Annotated in this window: 14 protein-coding genes; 9 read left to right on the top strand and 5 right to left on the bottom strand. The window is 64.0% G+C overall.

Going from position 1 to position 15,564, the window contains the following annotated elements:
- Nucleotides 1-14: 14 nt before the first annotated feature.
- A complete protein-coding gene (locus SH412_RS28770; protein WP_419555835.1) occupies nt 15-146 on the bottom strand; it encodes a transposase in 132 nt (43 codons plus the stop codon).
- A 385-nt stretch (nt 147-531) separates the two neighbouring features.
- On the opposite strand from SH412_RS28770, the gene SH412_RS28000 reads away from it, so the two are divergent.
- The gene (locus SH412_RS28000) at nt 532-1,899 is read left to right on the top strand and encodes a reverse transcriptase family protein (protein ID WP_336521341.1); all 1,368 of its coding nucleotides are present in this window, start codon (nt 532-534) and stop codon (nt 1,897-1,899) included.
- A 75-nt stretch (nt 1,900-1,974) separates the two neighbouring features.
- Here the strand turns inward: SH412_RS28000 and SH412_RS27995 are convergent, their stop codons facing one another.
- Complete coding sequence (locus tag SH412_RS27995; RefSeq protein ID WP_336521340.1) at nt 1,975-3,276, bottom strand: DUF1501 domain-containing protein; 1,302 nt, start codon at nt 3,274-3,276, stop codon at nt 1,975-1,977.
- A 52-nt stretch (nt 3,277-3,328) separates the two neighbouring features.
- Nucleotides 3,329-5,290, bottom strand: coding sequence for a DUF1549 and DUF1553 domain-containing protein (locus tag SH412_RS27990; RefSeq protein ID WP_336521339.1), 1,962 nt, complete (start codon nt 5,288-5,290; stop codon nt 3,329-3,331).
- Between the two features lie 396 nt (nt 5,291-5,686).
- Here SH412_RS27990 and cysE point away from each other — a divergent pair, with 396 nt between their 5' ends.
- The 6 genes from cysE (at nt 5,687) to SH412_RS27960 (ending at nt 8,981) form a co-directional block, all read left to right on the top strand.
- Nucleotides 5,687-6,520: a serine O-acetyltransferase gene (cysE, locus tag SH412_RS27985; protein ID WP_336521338.1), complete on the top strand. Its 834-nt coding sequence runs from the start codon at nt 5,687-5,689 to the stop codon at nt 6,518-6,520.
- A gap of 143 nt (nt 6,521-6,663) precedes the next feature.
- Complete coding sequence (locus SH412_RS27980; protein WP_336521337.1) at nt 6,664-6,936, top strand: hypothetical protein; 273 nt, start codon at nt 6,664-6,666, stop codon at nt 6,934-6,936.
- Nucleotides 6,933-7,310 (top strand): helix-turn-helix domain-containing protein, encoded by a 378-nt coding sequence (locus tag SH412_RS27975; RefSeq protein WP_336521336.1) that lies wholly within the window; start codon nt 6,933-6,935, stop codon nt 7,308-7,310. The genes SH412_RS27980 and SH412_RS27975 overlap by 4 nt, the downstream gene beginning before the upstream one ends.
- A 162-nt stretch (nt 7,311-7,472) precedes the next feature.
- Complete coding sequence (locus SH412_RS27970; RefSeq protein ID WP_336521335.1) at nt 7,473-7,781, top strand: hypothetical protein; 309 nt, start codon at nt 7,473-7,475, stop codon at nt 7,779-7,781.
- Nucleotides 7,782-7,921: 140 nt separating this feature from the next.
- A complete protein-coding gene (locus SH412_RS27965; RefSeq protein ID WP_336521334.1) occupies nt 7,922-8,137 on the top strand; it encodes a hypothetical protein in 216 nt (71 codons plus the stop codon).
- A gap of 673 nt (nt 8,138-8,810) precedes the next feature.
- Nucleotides 8,811-8,981 carry a hypothetical protein gene (locus SH412_RS27960; protein ID WP_336521333.1) on the top strand — a complete coding sequence of 57 codons (171 nt, stop codon included), beginning with the start codon at nt 8,811-8,813 and terminating at the stop codon, nt 8,979-8,981.
- A gap of 602 nt (nt 8,982-9,583) precedes the next feature.
- On the opposite strand, the gene SH412_RS27955 is transcribed toward SH412_RS27960, so the two are convergent.
- Nucleotides 9,584-11,185, bottom strand: a complete 1,602-nt coding sequence (locus SH412_RS27955) for an MFS transporter (protein WP_336521332.1) — start codon at nt 11,183-11,185, stop codon at nt 9,584-9,586.
- Between the two features lie 176 nt (nt 11,186-11,361).
- Between SH412_RS27955 and SH412_RS27950 the strand changes: the two genes are divergently transcribed.
- Nucleotides 11,362-12,951 (top strand): MFS transporter, encoded by a 1,590-nt coding sequence (locus SH412_RS27950; protein ID WP_336521331.1) that lies wholly within the window; start codon nt 11,362-11,364, stop codon nt 12,949-12,951.
- A 159-nt stretch (nt 12,952-13,110) separates the two neighbouring features.
- On the opposite strand, the gene xylB is transcribed toward SH412_RS27950, so the two are convergent.
- On the bottom strand, nt 13,111-14,649 hold the full coding sequence (gene xylB, locus SH412_RS27945) for a xylulokinase (RefSeq protein WP_336521330.1): 1,539 nt from the start codon (nt 14,647-14,649) through the stop codon (nt 13,111-13,113).
- Nucleotides 14,650-14,903: 254 nt separating this feature from the next.
- Between xylB and SH412_RS27940 the strand changes: the two genes are divergently transcribed.
- Nucleotides 14,904-15,497, top strand: coding sequence for an NfeD family protein (locus SH412_RS27940; protein WP_336521329.1), 594 nt, complete (start codon nt 14,904-14,906; stop codon nt 15,495-15,497).
- The last annotated feature ends 67 nt before the right edge of the window (nt 15,498-15,564 follow it).

The raw sequence follows: 15,564 nt of genomic DNA, 5'->3' as shown, positions 1-15,564 counted from the left end.
GACGCTTTGCATCATCACTGACGCAGCAGATTGGCATGCGCATCCGGCCGACGGGCCGCTTCCGCGACCGACAGCCGCTGCTGCTTCACCAGTTCCACGGCTTCCCGTTTGAACTCTGCCGTATCCGTGCGACGCTTCGCGGACAGTCAATGCTCTCGTCACGGTTCAGGATGCGATCTATTTCGAGCGCCCACAAAACGTGGGGAAGTCCAGAGGCAGCGTCTTGGGACTGGCGGTTCATTGCGGGCCGATTTTTCAGGACGCAGGGAGTCTCTTGACTCTGAACACACGCTCCGGCGACGATGCTTCCGAGCGCCGCGCGTCTTCAGTCTGGCAGAGAGATCGATTCCGCAAGGGCGGCCTCCTGCCGCCGCGGGGAAACCCCGCGGCTCGTTCGTCACCTGACCGTTTCCGGGCCTGAGCCCCACACCGCGACTGCGGTGAACTGCTCAGGCGGCACAAGACCTGGTGGAGACGCGCGGTCGCTCGCTGCTTCTTGGCTTCCAGAATCTCCGCTGAAAAGCGCCCTACATGGCCGCACGGACCCGCCAGGACTTCTTCCGTCAGATGGCCCTGGCCCTGCTTGCCGGCGACTGGACCGCAGAGGCCCTGCTGGATCGAACCCGGAGGGCTCTGGGACGGCGGCTGCGGCTGCACTGGGCGCCGCCGCTTTGTCGAACTCTGACTCGACGCTTCTCCGCTCCGCCCGGCGTCCTGGAACTGCAGCGCATGCTTCGGCAGGATTTGACGCTGATCGAGTGGCTCAGGCGTCGTCGGCAACCGGTGACGGTCGACCTTCCGGCCTGCGGACCGGCGGTGATGACGCCCGGTCTGGCCCGGTTTCGCGAATGGTCGGTCCCCGCGCTCACCACGACCGGCCAGGTAGCCGATTGGCTCGGGCTGACGGTCAGCGAGTGCGACTGGCTGGCGGATCCGAACTCGTGGGAACTGCGACGACAGACGGAGTCTGCTCGCAACTACCGCTATGTGTGGCTGACTCGACCGGGCCGGCGCGCCCGGCTGATCGAATCCCCCAAGCCCCGTCTCAAGGCGCTGCAGCGGCAGATTCTGCACGAGATCCTCGATCGCGTCCCGGTCCATCCGGCGGCGCATGCCTTCCGTCGCGGTCGGTCCGTGGCGACGTGTCTTGCGCCTCACGTCGGTCAGGCCGTGGTGTGGCGGGCCGACCTGCAGCATTTCTTTCCGAGCCTCCGTCGACCACGGGTCGCGGCCGTCTTTCGTACGCTCGGTTATCCGGATCACATCGCATTGTTGCTGTCCGCACTCTGCACAAATGCGGCGCCGCGGGGTGTGATCGACTCTGCTCGCGATTTTCTGGGGGAAGCGACCTATGAGGAGCTCCGGCTCGTCGCCGGGACGCCCCATCTGCCGCAGGGAGCGCCGACGTCGCCTGCCCTGGCCAATCTGATCGCCTTTCGTCTCGACTGCCGGCTCACGGGGCTGGCGCGGGAGGCCGGTGCACGCTACACGCGGTATGCGGACGATCTGGTGTTTTCGGGAGGCCGGGACTTCGCGCGAAGTCTGCCCCGGTTTCGAGTGCTGGCGCTGGCGATCGTCCTGGACGAAGGTTTTCAGATCCGCGCCCGAAAAGTCCGAACGATGCCCGCCGGTCAGCGGCAGCAGGCGGCGGGGCTGATCCTCAACGAGCGCCTGAACGTGCCGCGCGAGGACTACGACGCACTGCGGGCCACGCTGCACAACTGCATGCGTTTCGGTCCAGCCAGCCAGAACCGCGCCGGCCACGCCGAATTCTGCAGCCATCTGCTGGGGAAGATCAGCCACGTGGCAAGTACGAATCCGGCGCGCGGCGAGAAGCTGCGACGGCTGTTCGAGCGGATCGAATGGGATGGGGCATCGGACGCCGGGTCGCCTCGCTGATGTGAAGCACTGCTGACCCGCGGAGGGTTCAGCAGTGGCAGACGAAAACAACCCGAGCGCGGCTCGCCGCCGCGTTTACGAAAACAGCTTCACCAGCGGCTTTCCGTCGTGGGCGACCTTAAACGGTCGGCCTGATTTGGAGAAGACCTCCAGGTTCAACGGCAGGCCCATGGACCAGGCGATGGTGGCGTTGAAGTCGCCGACGGTGACGCCGTCGTCTGCGGGGCGGAAGCCGTCTTCATCCGAAGTTCCCCAGTGACGGCCGCCCTTGATGCCGCCGCCGGCGAGCAGTCCGCTGAAGACGCCCGGGTGGTGGTCGCGCCCGCCGTTCGGATTGATTTTGGGGGTCCGGCCGAACTCGGTCCCCAGCACGACCAGCGTCGTTTTGAGCAGGCCGCGGGCTTCGAGATCCGTCAGCAGGGCCGACAGGGCGCGGTCGAGATTGGCGGCCTTCTCCGGCAGCTTGCCGGCCTCGTAAATGTCGGTGTGCATATCCCAGCCGTCGAGCGAGACTTCGACGAATCGGACGTCGTGCTCGACCAGCCGGCGGGCCAGCATGCAACCCTGGCCGAAGCGGTCCCGCCCATAGGCGTCGCGCTCCTTGTCCTTCTCCTGGTTGAGGTCGAACGCCTTCAGGTCCGAGCTCGACATCAGCTCGGTCGCCTGGCGGTAGAACTCGGAGTAGGCCTCGACCTGTTTCTGCGGATACTTCTTGCGGAAGCCGCTGTCGAACTTGTCAATCAGTTCCAGACGCTTGCCGAACGACGCCTCAGTCAGGTACTCGGGCTGCTTGGTGTTCTGCAGGCCGGCGATGGGATCGCCGATCGGCACCGGCGTCATGCTCGGTTCCAGAAACCCCGCGCCCGGATGGCGTCCTTCGGGCCCGATCAGTACGTTGTCCGGCAGCGATTTGTCGCGGGCCCCTTTGAGCTTGATCGCCCAGGCGCCCATTCCCGGATGCCGGATCGTGGCGATTTCCTTGTAGCTCGTCCGCAGCAGATACCGCCCCTGCTCGTGGTCCGCCGTCTCCGTGTGCAGCGAGCGGACGACCGCCAGCTTGTCAGCCAGCTTCGCCAGCTCGGGCAGACGCTCCCCGAACTGCATCCCCGCGACCTTCGTGGCGATCCCCTTCGTCTCCCCCTGCACATCACGGCCGGGCTTGAGGTCGAACGTGTCCAGATGCGTCATCGCCCCTCCCATATAGAGGTAGATGACGTTCTTCGCCGTGTTGCCGCCGGGCGGGTTCGGCTTGACCGCCTTCTCCTCGGCCGCGCGGGCGAACGCCGGAAGCACGCTGACGCCGAGCATGGCCCGGGCGGTGTGTTCGAGGAACCGGCGGCGATTGAGTGAATCGAGCTGACGCAGGCCGCGAAGCATTATGAAGTCCTGACGGAGTCGGCTGAATGCGCAGGGAATGTGTGGTGAGCGGCTACTGGATGAACAGGAACTCGCGGGTATTGACCAGAGCCCAGATCACGTTGCCGTAGCCGGCGGGGCCGTGCTCGCGGATCTCGGCGAGGGCAATCTGTTTTTCGTCCGGCGTCGGCCGACGGCTGAGAATGCTGAGGAAGATCACGTTCACGCGCTCGTCGGGCTTCTCTTCGGAAACGACGTTCTTGAACAGCAGCGACTTGGGATCGAGCAGCATGTGGGTGATCGGGCCGTTGAACATCTGCAGCACCTGCGGCACTGCTCCGTCGGTGGTGTTTCCCTCGATCGTTTCGCGATCCGACTGGCCGAACTGCCGCAGGAAGTGTCCGGGAGGCATCGGGGCCGGCAGATCGGCGGCGCGGACCAGCAGGGTCCCTTTGTAGGTATAGGACTTGGTGCGGGCGTTCCGGATCTTGGCGCTGGTTGCGTCGCGCAATTCCTCGTCCCGCTTCATGATCTGCTCCGCCGTGGCGGTTTTCAAATCGAGGTCGACGAGCTTCGTGAGGACCTTGGCGGGTTCGGGCTGATAGTCCTTCAAGTCAAACACGGCGAGCGTGACGAACGAGTCCCAGACTTCCTCGGGAGACATCCGGCGGAGTACCGGACCGGGGAAGTGGTACTCTTCGCCAGGAGTGACCTGCTCGCTGGTCGCCTCGCGCTGATACGCCTTCGTATTCAGCAGGATGCGGAGGTATTCCTTGGTGTCGAAATCGAGGCGGATCATCTCGGCGGTCAGGAACTGGAGAAGCTCTGGATTCTCGGCGACCGATTCGTCCTTGATGTCGTCGACCGGTTCGATCTGACCGATGCCAAACAGCTCGCGCCAGAGCCGGTTGGCGATCGTCTTTGCGAACCGCGGATTCTCCTTCGAGGTCAGCCAGCGGGCAAAGGCGACACGGGGCGTCTCCCCTTTATTGATCACCGCCGGGGGATCGAAGATCGTCTTCGGGGCGACGACCGCTTTGGGTTTGCCGTCGTCGTACTGATAGTCGTGTGGCAGCCGGACGCTGGCGCCGTTGTCGTAGACTTCGACGAGATTCCCCTGCAGGAAGCGGTTGTACTTGCCGCCGCCGTCGAATTTGTCGTCGATTTTCTTGAGGTCGTCCCGCAGCCGGGCGACGACGTTGCCGCCGCCGAACATCTTGTCGCCTGCCCCGCGGCGCGTCTGCGTGCCGAAGGTGAAGGCGGCCATTTCGTAGAACTCTTTCTGAGTCCAGCGGTCGAACGGATGATTGTGGCACTGGGCGCAGCCGATCTGCGTCCCGAGGAAAATCCGCACCGTGTTGTTCATCGCATCGAGGGGCATGCCCGAGTCGCGGATGATGTACCCGGCCGCGGGATTCTCCCACACCTTCCCCTCCGCCGTGAGCATCTCCGAAACGAACTTGTCGTAAGGCTTGTTCGTCTCCAGCGACTCGCGGACCCATTCGCAGTACGGCCGGCCGGGAGCGTTGTTCGTCAGACGCTCATTCAGGCGGAGGATGTCGGCCCAGAAGTTGTAGTAGTGGCTCGCGTAGCCGTCGGTATTGAGCAGGTTGTCGATCAGACGGGCTCGCTTGTCCGCGTCCTTGGCGACGAGAAATCGCTGCACTTCCTGATAGGTCGGAATCGCTCCGGTGATGTCCAGGTAGGCCCGGCGGGCGAAGGCTTCGTCGCTGCAGAGCGGATTCGGCTCGACTTTGTGCTTCCGCAGACTCTGGTCGACGAGCTGGTCGATCTTTGCGGCCGAGGCCTGGGCCGCTTTGCGCGTCGCCGGGTCGACCTTGGCGATCACCACTTTGCGGACGGGAATGGCTGGCGCCGGCTCGGGGGGCTTCTTCTTGCCGCGGGCGACCGGACCACGGGACTGGGCCTCGACGGCGGCTGGAACGGCAACGACGGACGCGATCAGCCAGACCGCCAGAAGAGAGCGGCTGAGCGGAAATCCGCCGACCGCAAACGTCGAAAACTGGACTGCCATACGCGGGGAACCCCGATCAGGGCTGATGGTAATACGAACGCTGCAACGCCGTCGGCGCGCGTCTGACCCAAGTGACGAACGCCACCGGCAATCAGAAATTGTACGACACGTTCCCTCGGGTCGAACAGCAACATCTTGATGGATTCCCGGAAATCTCATGCTGGAGACAGGCTCCCGGACACACTCACGCGTTGTCTTTCGGCAACGCCACTGTGCTGCAATGCAGAGATGCACCACCCGCGTACACGAATGGCGTCGCCGACGGCTGCGACATCACAAGCCGCCGGGACATGCGGCGGTGATTTCTGGCGGGCCGCGTTCAGGCTGCGTAGACTGCGGCGGCGTTCAGACGAGAGCTGCTCGTCCCCGACGACTCCAGGCTGACGGAACTCCGTGATGGACGATCTGACCGAAGACCTTGTTGCCAGCGGCGATGATCCGATCTGGAGGCAGATTCAATCCGAAGCCCGGGAGGAGGCCGAACGGGAGCCCTTACTGGTGAGCTTCCTGTACGCCGCTGTGCTGAGACACGCGACCCTGGAGGAGGGGCTCAGCGTGATTCTGGCGAACAAGCTGCAGTCTGCCGAACTGCCGGCAATCCTGCTGCGCGATCTGATTTACGACGCGCTGGCCGACGATGGCTCCATTCGCAATTCGATCCGCGCCGATCTCCTCGCGGCGCGGACGCGCGACCCCGCGGCGCGTGGCTATGCGCAGCCGTTCTTGTACTACAAAGGCTTTCACTCGCTGCAGACGCACCGGGTCGCTCACGCCCTCTGGAGCCGCGAACGGCACGCCCTGGCGGCGCATCTGCAGAATCGGGTTTCGGAAGTGTTCGGCGTCGACATCCACCCGGCGGCCCGGATCGGCCAGGGGGTGATCATCGACCATGCGACGGGCGTTGTGATCGGCGAGACCGCGGTTGTCGAAGACCACGTCTCGCTGCTGCACGAAGTCACGCTCGGGGGCACGGGCAAAGAGCGGGGCGACCGGCACCCGAAGGTCCGCCGCGGCGTCCTCATCGGCGCGGGCGCCAAGATTCTGGGGAACATCGAGGTCGGGATGGGAGCCAAGGTCGCCGCCGGCAGCGTGGTGCTCAGAGATGTCCCGCCCCACACGACGGTGGCGGGCGTCCCGGCGCGCGTCGTCGGGCAATGCACGGTGGCGGAGCCGGCGCTCGATATGGACGCGACGTTTCCGTTTTCCGTCGATGCCGGGGCGGGGATTTGAGCTGGGAAGTGGCGTCTTCGTCTGGTCCGGCGTGCGCGTCGCGGTCGAGACTTTCAGTGACCGCCGCAGAATCTTCCGGATCACCAATTGTCTTTAATGACAGCACACTATATTATTTGACAATCTCCGGCAGAGGGACTGCGATGACGTGGTTCGACGTGTTCTGGGTTTTTCCGGACGATGCCGACAGCGAAGATCAGAGCAATGTTGATCACATCGCTCGGCACGATCTGACACCCGAAGACGTCGAGCATGCCCTCGAAAACCCGCTCGGCCCGGAGCGTCGGAGCCGAACATCGAGCCGGAGAGTTCAGACGGGCTTCGCAATTGACGGATCGATTATCGACGTCGTCTATGAATGGCTGGACGACGGCGTGACGCTCTACCCGATCACCGCCTTCAGGATCGACAAATGATGGCGAAACGCCTGGGAAAGCGAGTCATCGGAAAGCTGCCGGCCGATCGGGCCGTCCGTCTGCAGCAGTCTTGGAAAGAGGCGGAAGCGGAACGGGACGCGACCGCCGCCGAGAGTCGACAGATGCTGCGGGAACTGGTGCAGCTACCCGTGAAGCTGGGAGACGTCCTGAAGCTGTTGCGGGAACTGCGCGTCTCTTCCGGAAAGTCGGCGAAAGAAGTCGCCGACGCCATGCACATGAACAGCGGCAACTACTCCCGGCTGGAGCGCGGCCAGGGGAACCCCACCGTCGAAACGCTGGAACGTCTGGCGAATGCGATCAACGCCGAACTGATTGTCTCCGTTCGGCCGCGAGCGACGTCAGACACAAAGTAGTCTCGTCGTCGGGAACGGTGATCGACGGCCACCGCCAGAAAACTGCTGTTTCCCCGGATTCATGCCCGATTTGTCGGCGTGTATCTTCAAATGCAAGCGGGATTCGAAGAGCCTCGTTGAAACTCAGATCTGGCCGGCGTCCGCAGTTCAGAGGGATGGAGGATGGATTCGGCCGGACAATTTCTTGAGCCGTGGCATGCGGAATCGGCTCCGGAGTTTGCGGCCGAGCTGCAGCGGGAACTGGTTCCCGGCCACGTTCTGTTCGGCGCGCCCGTCATGGCTGTCGCTCGTCGACAGGACTGCGACGATGCCCTGTTTGCGATCCGGGGGGGAACCGAACGAATGGCCGAGGTCCATCTCACCTGGCATCGGGAAACAGATCCCCGCTGGCCGCGTACCGTGCTGTTTCCGAACATGGAGGCCTGGATGGAATCGATGCGGTCCGACCACGATGAATTCAAGAGGGCATAGCGGACTCAGAAATGCTTGGACTTGAGCGCCAGATGATGGCCCGCTATCGAGCCTGATCTGTAGAATGGTCCTGTCCCGGATCCGGGGGCCGGCAATCCGTTGGAACTGCCGGGCGATCCGTTTTGCGGGACGGACGGCTGATGAGATTCGTCGCGGACGGTTCGAAGTACGCCATCGTTTCCTGGCTGCGATATTGCCCGCATTGCCGCCGATGTTTCGCTCTTGCGTTTCAGGGAAAGAAGCCGCTGACTGGCGATGCAAAGGTCCAGACGCTGCGCGTGTTCGAGTGCCGCTTCTGCCGCGGGGTCGTCGAGTCGCCGCGATCGTATCTGGACGTGCTTCGGCGATCCTATTGAAGGTTCGCAGACGTTGCAGCGATCAGCCACTGCCGTCACTCCGACATGACTCGCGATCTTCGATCAGGGAAGCTCGAATTCGGGTCTGTTCGTAAGAACCATTCGGATATCGTCCGCGGCTCCAATTTCGCGAATTCTCCGGTCCGTCGGAAAAAAGCCGGAACTCAAGCGGCCGGCAGGTCATCCCCATGCGCAGGTCTGCCCACGCCAACGCCCGGCGAAACTCGCAAGGTCCCCTCGGCCCCGTTCCTCGCGGCAATCGCCAGGGAGGCTGTGTGGGGATATCACTTGCCGGCCGAATTCCGTTGCGGATCAAGGACTTTAATTCCAAAGCCGGCCCCGGGGCGGGGGGAGCTCGCGCTCTGAATCACTTCAACGTCAGGAGTCGGAACCATGCGACGCATCCTCTTGATCGCCCTGGCCGTCCTCCCGGGCGTCGCCGCACAAGTCGCGGCCCAGGACAAACCCAGGGCCTACCCGATGACGCTCGACGCCAAAGACGTTCACGAGCTCGCCGATCTGGCGATCAAGTTGAATGGGAATAGCCCGCATGATTCATCAATCAGCTCGTCGTTCCGACGTCGGCTCGGCCTGAGAGTAAGCGGCGGTCGAACGGCGATCTGCGCCGGGCGGCGCGCAGAACGCCCCCCTTCCCCGGAAGCGTCGAATAGCGATGTCGGGTCTGTGGCAGCACGACGGGAGAAGGCGTCAGGAGCTGCGCGGCCAGGCCAGCACCGCCTGCGAAATTCGGCGGTACGCGTCCGCAGACGGCCAGCTCGCGCTCAACCGGACTGCCACCCGGCGGGTGCTGACCATGATCTCCGCCGCCTTGATCAGTCGCTGACGCCACGTCGTGGCGAACCGCTCGCCCAGCGGATCCTCGCGACGACGATTGAACCAGCCTCACCGGTGAGCTGCGCCCGGGAGCCCTCGATTTCGATCGGTTTTCGGGGGAGGAAATCGAGGGCAAACGGCAGCAAACCCTGTCAACTCACCCCCGGTCTCCTTGTGGCGTTGAAGTGCTGATCTGACAACACCTTCTACGCCGCGTGAGGCCTTTGCATTGGAGCAGGGTGAATCATTCGGGTTGGCGCCCCCGAATCCCGACAAGAAACCCCTCGGCGATCCCGAACTCCGGACCATGACCGCTCAGGAGCGACAGAAACTCGAAAACATCGCCGCCTGAAATCGTTCACGACGTTGCCGGGGGTTGCCAGTCAGTTGCTGACGGCTCGGTCATCCTGGGCTGACGCCGTGGGGCGATGACTCTGGCCGCCCCAGGCAGGACTTTGGGGCATGTCCTCGCCTCGCTTTGGACAGTCATCTTCGCGTCCTCATTGCCAGAGAAGCGATTGACTGACGAAACCGAGTTCGTGTCGATCGACAGAGAAGAAATGCGGTTCCGGCTTCGTCTCTGGCTCTCGACTCCGGACTCTCGTCCCTCGACTATTCCGGCAGCGGTTTGCCGCGCGTTTCCGGGGCGAACCAGATGGCGACCATGCCGACCACGTAGATCATGCTCATCATCATGCCGGCTTTGGGAAGACTGCCGCCGAAGGCGTCCATCAGGACACCGGTCTGCAGCGCGCCGACGGCCGCCAGAATTCGACCGAAGTTGAAGGCGAACCCCTGTCCCGTCGCGCGCACGCGGGTGCTGAACAGCTCCGGCAGATAAAGCGGCAGCCAGCCATAAAACGATGCCGTGCATGCGCCCGCCATGAATGACGACACCAGAAAGAGCGTGTCGTACTGACTGTTGAAGTAGTACAGGAACTCGGCCGAGGCCAGCGCCAGTACGCAGAGCATGAAGTAGGCGGCCCGGCGGCCGAACCAGTCTCCCATCAGCGCCGCGACGATCGTTCCCAGGCAGGCCCCGGCCGCCAGCGCGATCTGCGTCCACTCGCGGGACTGGAACTCGTTGTTCGTGATCTCGCCGGCCCACTTGGGAGCCCACTGCGTCGATCCCCAGGTGCCCAGCAGCGCGACGCCGCTCAGGAGTGCTCCGAGGACCATCAGCCGCAGCGTTTTCTTGGTTTCGGCGGCGCCGCCTCCGCTGACGCGGAAGGCGCGGCTCAGATACTGTTTGACCGGGAACGTGTAGCCGAAGTACGCCACGGTCACGCCCAGGACGGTGGCCAGCAGTTTCAGCGGCAGCGGCAGCACAAAGGCCCCCACTCCGGGCAAGGAAAACGACGGCGCCCAGGCGACGATCAGCGTAGCAGCTCCGATACCCCCGATCAGCACTCCGAGCAGGTCGCTGGTCGCCCAGTGGGACGTGCTGCCGGTCGCATTCTCATCTTCCCACTTCTGCGACTCCGGCACGAACAGCCGGATCAGAAACGTCAGCAGGGCCGGGGTGGTTCCCATCATCATCATCAGCCGCCAGCCCTTATAAGCCGTCAGAGTTGCGATGGTCTCCGTCGAGAGGCCAATCCCTCCCAGCCAGCCGGGGATCTGATCTTTCAACAGAGCATCGAGTCCCAGGCCGACCACGCCGACCACCAGGTAGCCGACGTTGGCTGCGGCGCCGATCAGGCCGGCCATGAAGGCCCGCGACTTGTTCGGCCAGACTTCCATGACGAGTGCGACGCCGAGCGCCCACTCGCCACCCATTCCGAGCGAAGCGATGAAACGCAAGACGGCCAGCTCTTCGACGGTCCGCGACAGGCCGCAGACGCCCGTGAACAGCGCGTAGACCAGGACGCTCAGGCTCATCGCCCGGACGCGACCGATCCGGTCGCCCAGCCACCCGAACACCACCCCTCCCGTCGCGGCTCCGACCAGGAAGGTGGCGATGATGATGCCGAACCAGCGCCCTGCGACCTTCTTGACCTCGGTCTTCTGCGCGAGCAGTTCGTCGGTTTCGACGGCGGCGGGGTCGATGTCTGCGGCGTTCAGCAGCAGGTTTTCGACGGCGGCGTTGCCGACCATGGAGAACAGGCCCATCTCGGCGCCGTCAAACATCCAGCCCAGCAGAGCGGCGGTCAGCGCCATCCAGAGGCCGAAGGTCGAAGGCTGGCGCGCGAGTTTCGGGGCAGGCTCGGTCATCGGGAAGGGATCCGCTAGGAGGGAGATCGGCGGGGAGTTCACAGTGTCCGGGCTCGATTGTGCGGAGGGATGCCGCTGGACGCAATCGCCATATCCCGTTGTTTCGGGGGTTGGGCCAAATTCGCCGCGCGGGCATTTCACCCGCTCGCGGGGCTTGCGACCGGCCCCGGATTCGGGTGTATTGGTGCCCAACCTGCACCATCGTCAGTTTTCCGGGGGCCTTCGGCATGCACGGTCTGGAAGAGTTTTCGTCAGACAAGTCCTCCGACTCCAGCACCGGCCCCTGGTGGCGGCTGATGACCCGCTACCACTGGTTCGTGCTGCTGGTCGCCGCACTGGGCTGGCTGTTCGACTGCCTGGACCAGCAGTTGTTTATCCTCGCCCGCCCTGCCGCCATGCGGGAACTGATTCCCGAAACAACCGAACTCACCGGACCCAAACTCGATATCGCCCGCAGTTCCGCCGGGGATATCGCCACGTCGATCTTCATTGCCGGCTGGGCCTTCGGCGGATTGATCTTCGGCATGCTGGGCGACCGCATCGGCCGCGCCAAGACGATGATGATCACGATTCTGCTGTACTCGCTCTTCACCGGACTCAGCTCGTTTTCCACCGGCCCCTGGGACTTTGCCTTCTACCGGTTCCTGACCGGGTTGGGAGTCGGGGGCGAATTTGCCGTCGGGGTTTCGCTCGTCGCCGAGGTGATGCCCAGCCACGCGCGACCCTATACCCTCGGATTGCTGCAGGCGCTGTCGGCGATCGGCAATCTCAGCGCCGCCTTCATCAACCTGGGGCTGGGCCTCGCCGAAGAACAGGGAATGACCACCAGCCCCTGGCGGATCATGTTCCTGATCGGCGCCCTGCCGGCCCTGCTGGCCCTGGTGGTTCGCCGGAATCTGAAGGAACCGGAACAGTGGCAGAAGGCCAAGCACGACGACGCCGTGAAGAAGCAGATGGGGTCCTACGCGGAACTCTTCCGCGATCCGCTGCTGCGGAAACACGCGCTGCTCGGACTGCTCCTCGGCTGTTCCGGGATCATCGGCCTCTGGTCGGTCGGCTTCTTCACGATGGACCTGATCGGTTACGTCCAGCGGAAGCCGGTGACGGCGCAGGTCTACGCGGAGAGAATTGCCGAAGCCCAAAAGAGCGGCGACGACGCGGCGGTCGCGATGATCACCGAGTTGCGCGACTCCCTGGGAGATCCGAAGAAGCTCGAAGCTCTGAGCAAGGAGTCGAAGGAGGTCAAGGCCTCCATCGACGGCAAGATCAACGGGCAAGTCTCTGCCTGGCGCAGTTATGCGTCGATGGCGATCAACGTCGGGGCCTTCTTCGGCATGTTCGGCTTCGGGGCTCTGTCGCAGCGGATCGGCCGCAAGCCGACGTTCGTCCTCGCGCTGATCTCCGCCTACGTCACGACGGTCTGCGTCTTCTGGTTCCTTGAGGACTTCTGGCAGGTCTGGGTGATGGTCCCGCTGATGGGCTTCTGCCAGCTCTCGCTGTTCGCCGGCTATGCGATTTACTTCCCGGAGCTGTTCCCGACGCGGCTGCGCTCGACCGGGACCAGCTTCTGCTACAACGTCGGGCGGTTCGTCGCCGCCCTCGGGCCGCTCGTCAAGACTTATCTGGAATCGGGTTTCCGCTCGATGACCGATTCCCCGGATCAGGCATTGCGCTACGCCGGGGTGACGATGTCGACTATCTTCCTGCTCGGCCTGTTCGTGCTCCCGTTCCTGCCCGAGACAAAGGGCAAGGCGTTGCCGGAGTAATCGGCCCATCGGCAAAGAGAAGATTTCGCGCAACGATGCAGCGGCAAGAAACGTCGAATGACGAAGGCGGAATATCGAAAGCCAGCGGTCAGTCAGTGAAGACGACCTCGTGTGCCGCGTTTCACCACTGACCACTGACGACGGACCACTGACGACTCGCTAAACTTCCGCCACCAGACGGGCCAGTTCGGCGTAGTCGGCCTTCAGCGACTTGTACAGCCGGCCGTAGAGCGGGTAGGACTTCGTATAGACCCGCTTGGCCTCCGCCTGAGGGTCGGTGCTGCTGACCACCTTGATCGCCGCGGTGCAGGCCTCGACCACGCTCTTGTAATGGCCGGTTCCCGCCGCGGCCAGGAGCGCCACGCCGTAGGCGGGACCCTCCTCGGCGTTGATCGTCACCACTCGCCGGCCGTAGACGTCCGCCTGCATCTGCCGCCAGAAGTCGCTCCGGGCGCCGCCGCCCGACAGGCGGATTTCGCGGATGGGGATTTTGAGTTCGTTGATGATTTCGAGGCTGTCGCGCATCGCGTAGGTAGCCCCTTCCATTACCGAGCGGATCAGGTGCGCCCGGCCGTGGCGCAGACTCAACCCGATCCATGCCCCGCGGGCGTTGGGGTCGGCGTGCGGCGTCCGCTCCCCGGTCAGATACGGCAGGAAGAACAGTCCTTCGCAGCCCGCAGGGGCCTCGGCGGCTTCTTCGGTCATCAGGTTGTACGGATCGGTTTTCAACCGCTTGGCGGCGGCGATTTCCGCCTGGGCCAACTGATTGCGGAGCCACTGCAGGCTGCCCCCTGCGGAGAGGACGACCCCCATCACATGCCATTTGTCGCGGACCGCGTGGCAGAACGTGTGGACCCGCCCCTGGGGATCGATCTGCACTTCGTCGCTGTGGGCGAACACGACGCCGCTGGTTCCCATCGTCGCCGAGATCACGCCCCGCTTGACGATGCCGTTGCCGATCGCCCCGGCTGCCTGGTCCCCGCCGCCGCCGACGACCGGAACGCCCTTTTTCAGGCCGAGCAGTTTGGCCGCGGCTTCCGAGAGCTGGCCGCTGACTTCTTCGGATTCATAGACTTTGGGGAGGAGGCTGCCGCTGATATCGAGCTTCTCCAGCAGCGGCTTCGACCAGACCCGGTTGCGGACGTCCAGCAGCAGCGTCCCGGAGGCGTCGCTGACCTCGGTCGCAAACTCGCCCGTCAGGCAGAACCGGACGTAGTCTTTGGGAAGCAGAATCTGCGTCGTTTTGTCGTAGTGCTTCGGCTCGTGCTTGCGCAGCCAGAGGATTTTGGGGGCGGTAAAGCCGGTCAGCGCGGGGTTGGCGACGAGCTGGATCAGCTTTTCGCGTCCGCCGGCCTTCTTTTCGATGTCGGCGCACTCGGCGGCAGTCCGCTGGTCGTTCCAGAGAATCGCCGGGCGGATGACGTGCTTCTGCTTGTCGAGGAAGACGCTGCCGTGCATCTGGCCGCTGAGGCCGATCCCCGCCACCTCCTCGGGCTTGATCTTGCCGGCTTTGAGAACCTTCTTGACGCTGGTGATGGTGGCGTCCCACCAGTCGGCGGGATCCTGCTCGGACCAGCCCGGCTGCGGGCTCGACAGACCGTACGTCGACGTGGCCGACGCCAGGATAGTACCGTCCTCACGCATGGCCAGCGTCTTGGTGCCGCTGGTGCCGACGTCGATCCCCAGAAATACTGCCATAGACGGATTGTCCTTCGACCGGATGCCGAGACTTGAGCAGAGGATTCAGCGAGACAGGACCGGCGCCGCGCAACGACCGCCGAAACAGCAGTATACCCGCGGAAAACACGCGAAGCGAGTGAGTGGAACCGTCTTCGATTGCGCGCCTCGCGTCGGTCCGGCAGTTGCTCCGGCCTCCGATTGGGCTACACTGCAGCGTGGGTGTCGGGGGGCCGGTCCGGCCGACGCCCGATTGTGGTTCGTGCGGAGTTGTCATGGGTACGTATGCGTGGCTGGCGATCGCGCTGCTGATCGTCGGATTGCTGCTGCTCCTGGCGGAGGTTTTCATTCCCTCCGGCGGCATCCTCGGAACGATCACAGTGGCACTGCTGATTGGCGCGATCATCTACGCCTGGAGCGCCTGGGGCCGCAGCCAGCCCCGCGTCTTCTGGCTGTTTGCGGCGACGCTGATGGTCCTGGTTCCGTCAACCCTGATCGGCGCCTTCCGAGTGCTGCCGCAGACGCGGTTCGGAAAGCGGGTGCTGCTCGAAGCTCCTGCACCGGAGCGACTAGAACCGTTCGCCGACGAAACCGCCCGGCTGGAGCGGTTTGTCGGCCGGATCGGCAACGCGTTGTCGGCCCTGAATCCCGGGGGGATGGTGACCATCGATGGAAATCGACTGCATGCATTCACGGAAGGACTCGTCGTCGAGCAGCACGAGCCGGTCCGGATTGTGGCGGTTCGCGGGACGCGGGTCCTGGTGCGAAGCATCAGTCCTGAAGAACTGGCCGCGATGTCCCGGCCGTCCGAAGAGGCGGGACGTGAAGCTCCGAGCATGGACTTCGATTTCCCGGACGAACCCGTCTGAACACCCCATTCGGTTGAATGCGGACCGCACGCCGGGTTAGCCTCGGTTGGAGTTCCTGCCTTCCCGC

The organism is Planctellipticum variicoloris (assembly GCF_030622045.1).
GTDB classification, from domain to species: Bacteria; Planctomycetota; Planctomycetia; order Planctomycetales; family Planctomycetaceae; genus Planctellipticum; species Planctellipticum variicoloris.
Note: the sequence above shows the minus strand (reverse complement) of the source record. Positions and strands in the feature narration are given on the sequence as shown.

Excerpts from the sequence above, each read along its gene's own strand:
- SH412_RS27955 (WP_336521332.1), bottom strand. The coding sequence starts at position 11,185 with ATGACCGAGCCTGCCCCGAAACTCGCGCGCCAGCCTTCGACCTTCGGC.
- xylB (WP_336521330.1), bottom strand. The coding sequence starts at position 14,649 with ATGGCAGTATTTCTGGGGATCGACGTCGGCACCAGCGGCACCAAGACG.
- SH412_RS27995 (WP_336521340.1), bottom strand. The coding sequence starts at position 3,276 with ATGCTTCGCGGCCTGCGTCAGCTCGATTCACTCAATCGCCGCCGGTTC.
- SH412_RS27965 (WP_336521334.1), top strand. The coding sequence starts at position 7,922 with ATGAGATTCGTCGCGGACGGTTCGAAGTACGCCATCGTTTCCTGGCTG.
- SH412_RS27975 (WP_336521336.1), top strand. The coding sequence starts at position 6,933 with ATGATGGCGAAACGCCTGGGAAAGCGAGTCATCGGAAAGCTGCCGGCC.
- SH412_RS27940 (WP_336521329.1), top strand. The coding sequence starts at position 14,904 with ATGGGTACGTATGCGTGGCTGGCGATCGCGCTGCTGATCGTCGGATTG.
- SH412_RS27980 (WP_336521337.1), top strand. The coding sequence starts at position 6,664 with ATGACGTGGTTCGACGTGTTCTGGGTTTTTCCGGACGATGCCGACAGC.
- SH412_RS27990 (WP_336521339.1), bottom strand. The coding sequence starts at position 5,290 with ATGGCAGTCCAGTTTTCGACGTTTGCGGTCGGCGGATTTCCGCTCAGC.
- SH412_RS27970 (WP_336521335.1), top strand. The coding sequence starts at position 7,473 with ATGGATTCGGCCGGACAATTTCTTGAGCCGTGGCATGCGGAATCGGCT.
- SH412_RS27960 (WP_336521333.1), top strand. The coding sequence starts at position 8,811 with ATGTCGGGTCTGTGGCAGCACGACGGGAGAAGGCGTCAGGAGCTGCGC.
- cysE (WP_336521338.1), top strand. The coding sequence starts at position 5,687 with ATGGACGATCTGACCGAAGACCTTGTTGCCAGCGGCGATGATCCGATC.
- SH412_RS28000 (WP_336521341.1), top strand. The coding sequence starts at position 532 with ATGGCCGCACGGACCCGCCAGGACTTCTTCCGTCAGATGGCCCTGGCC.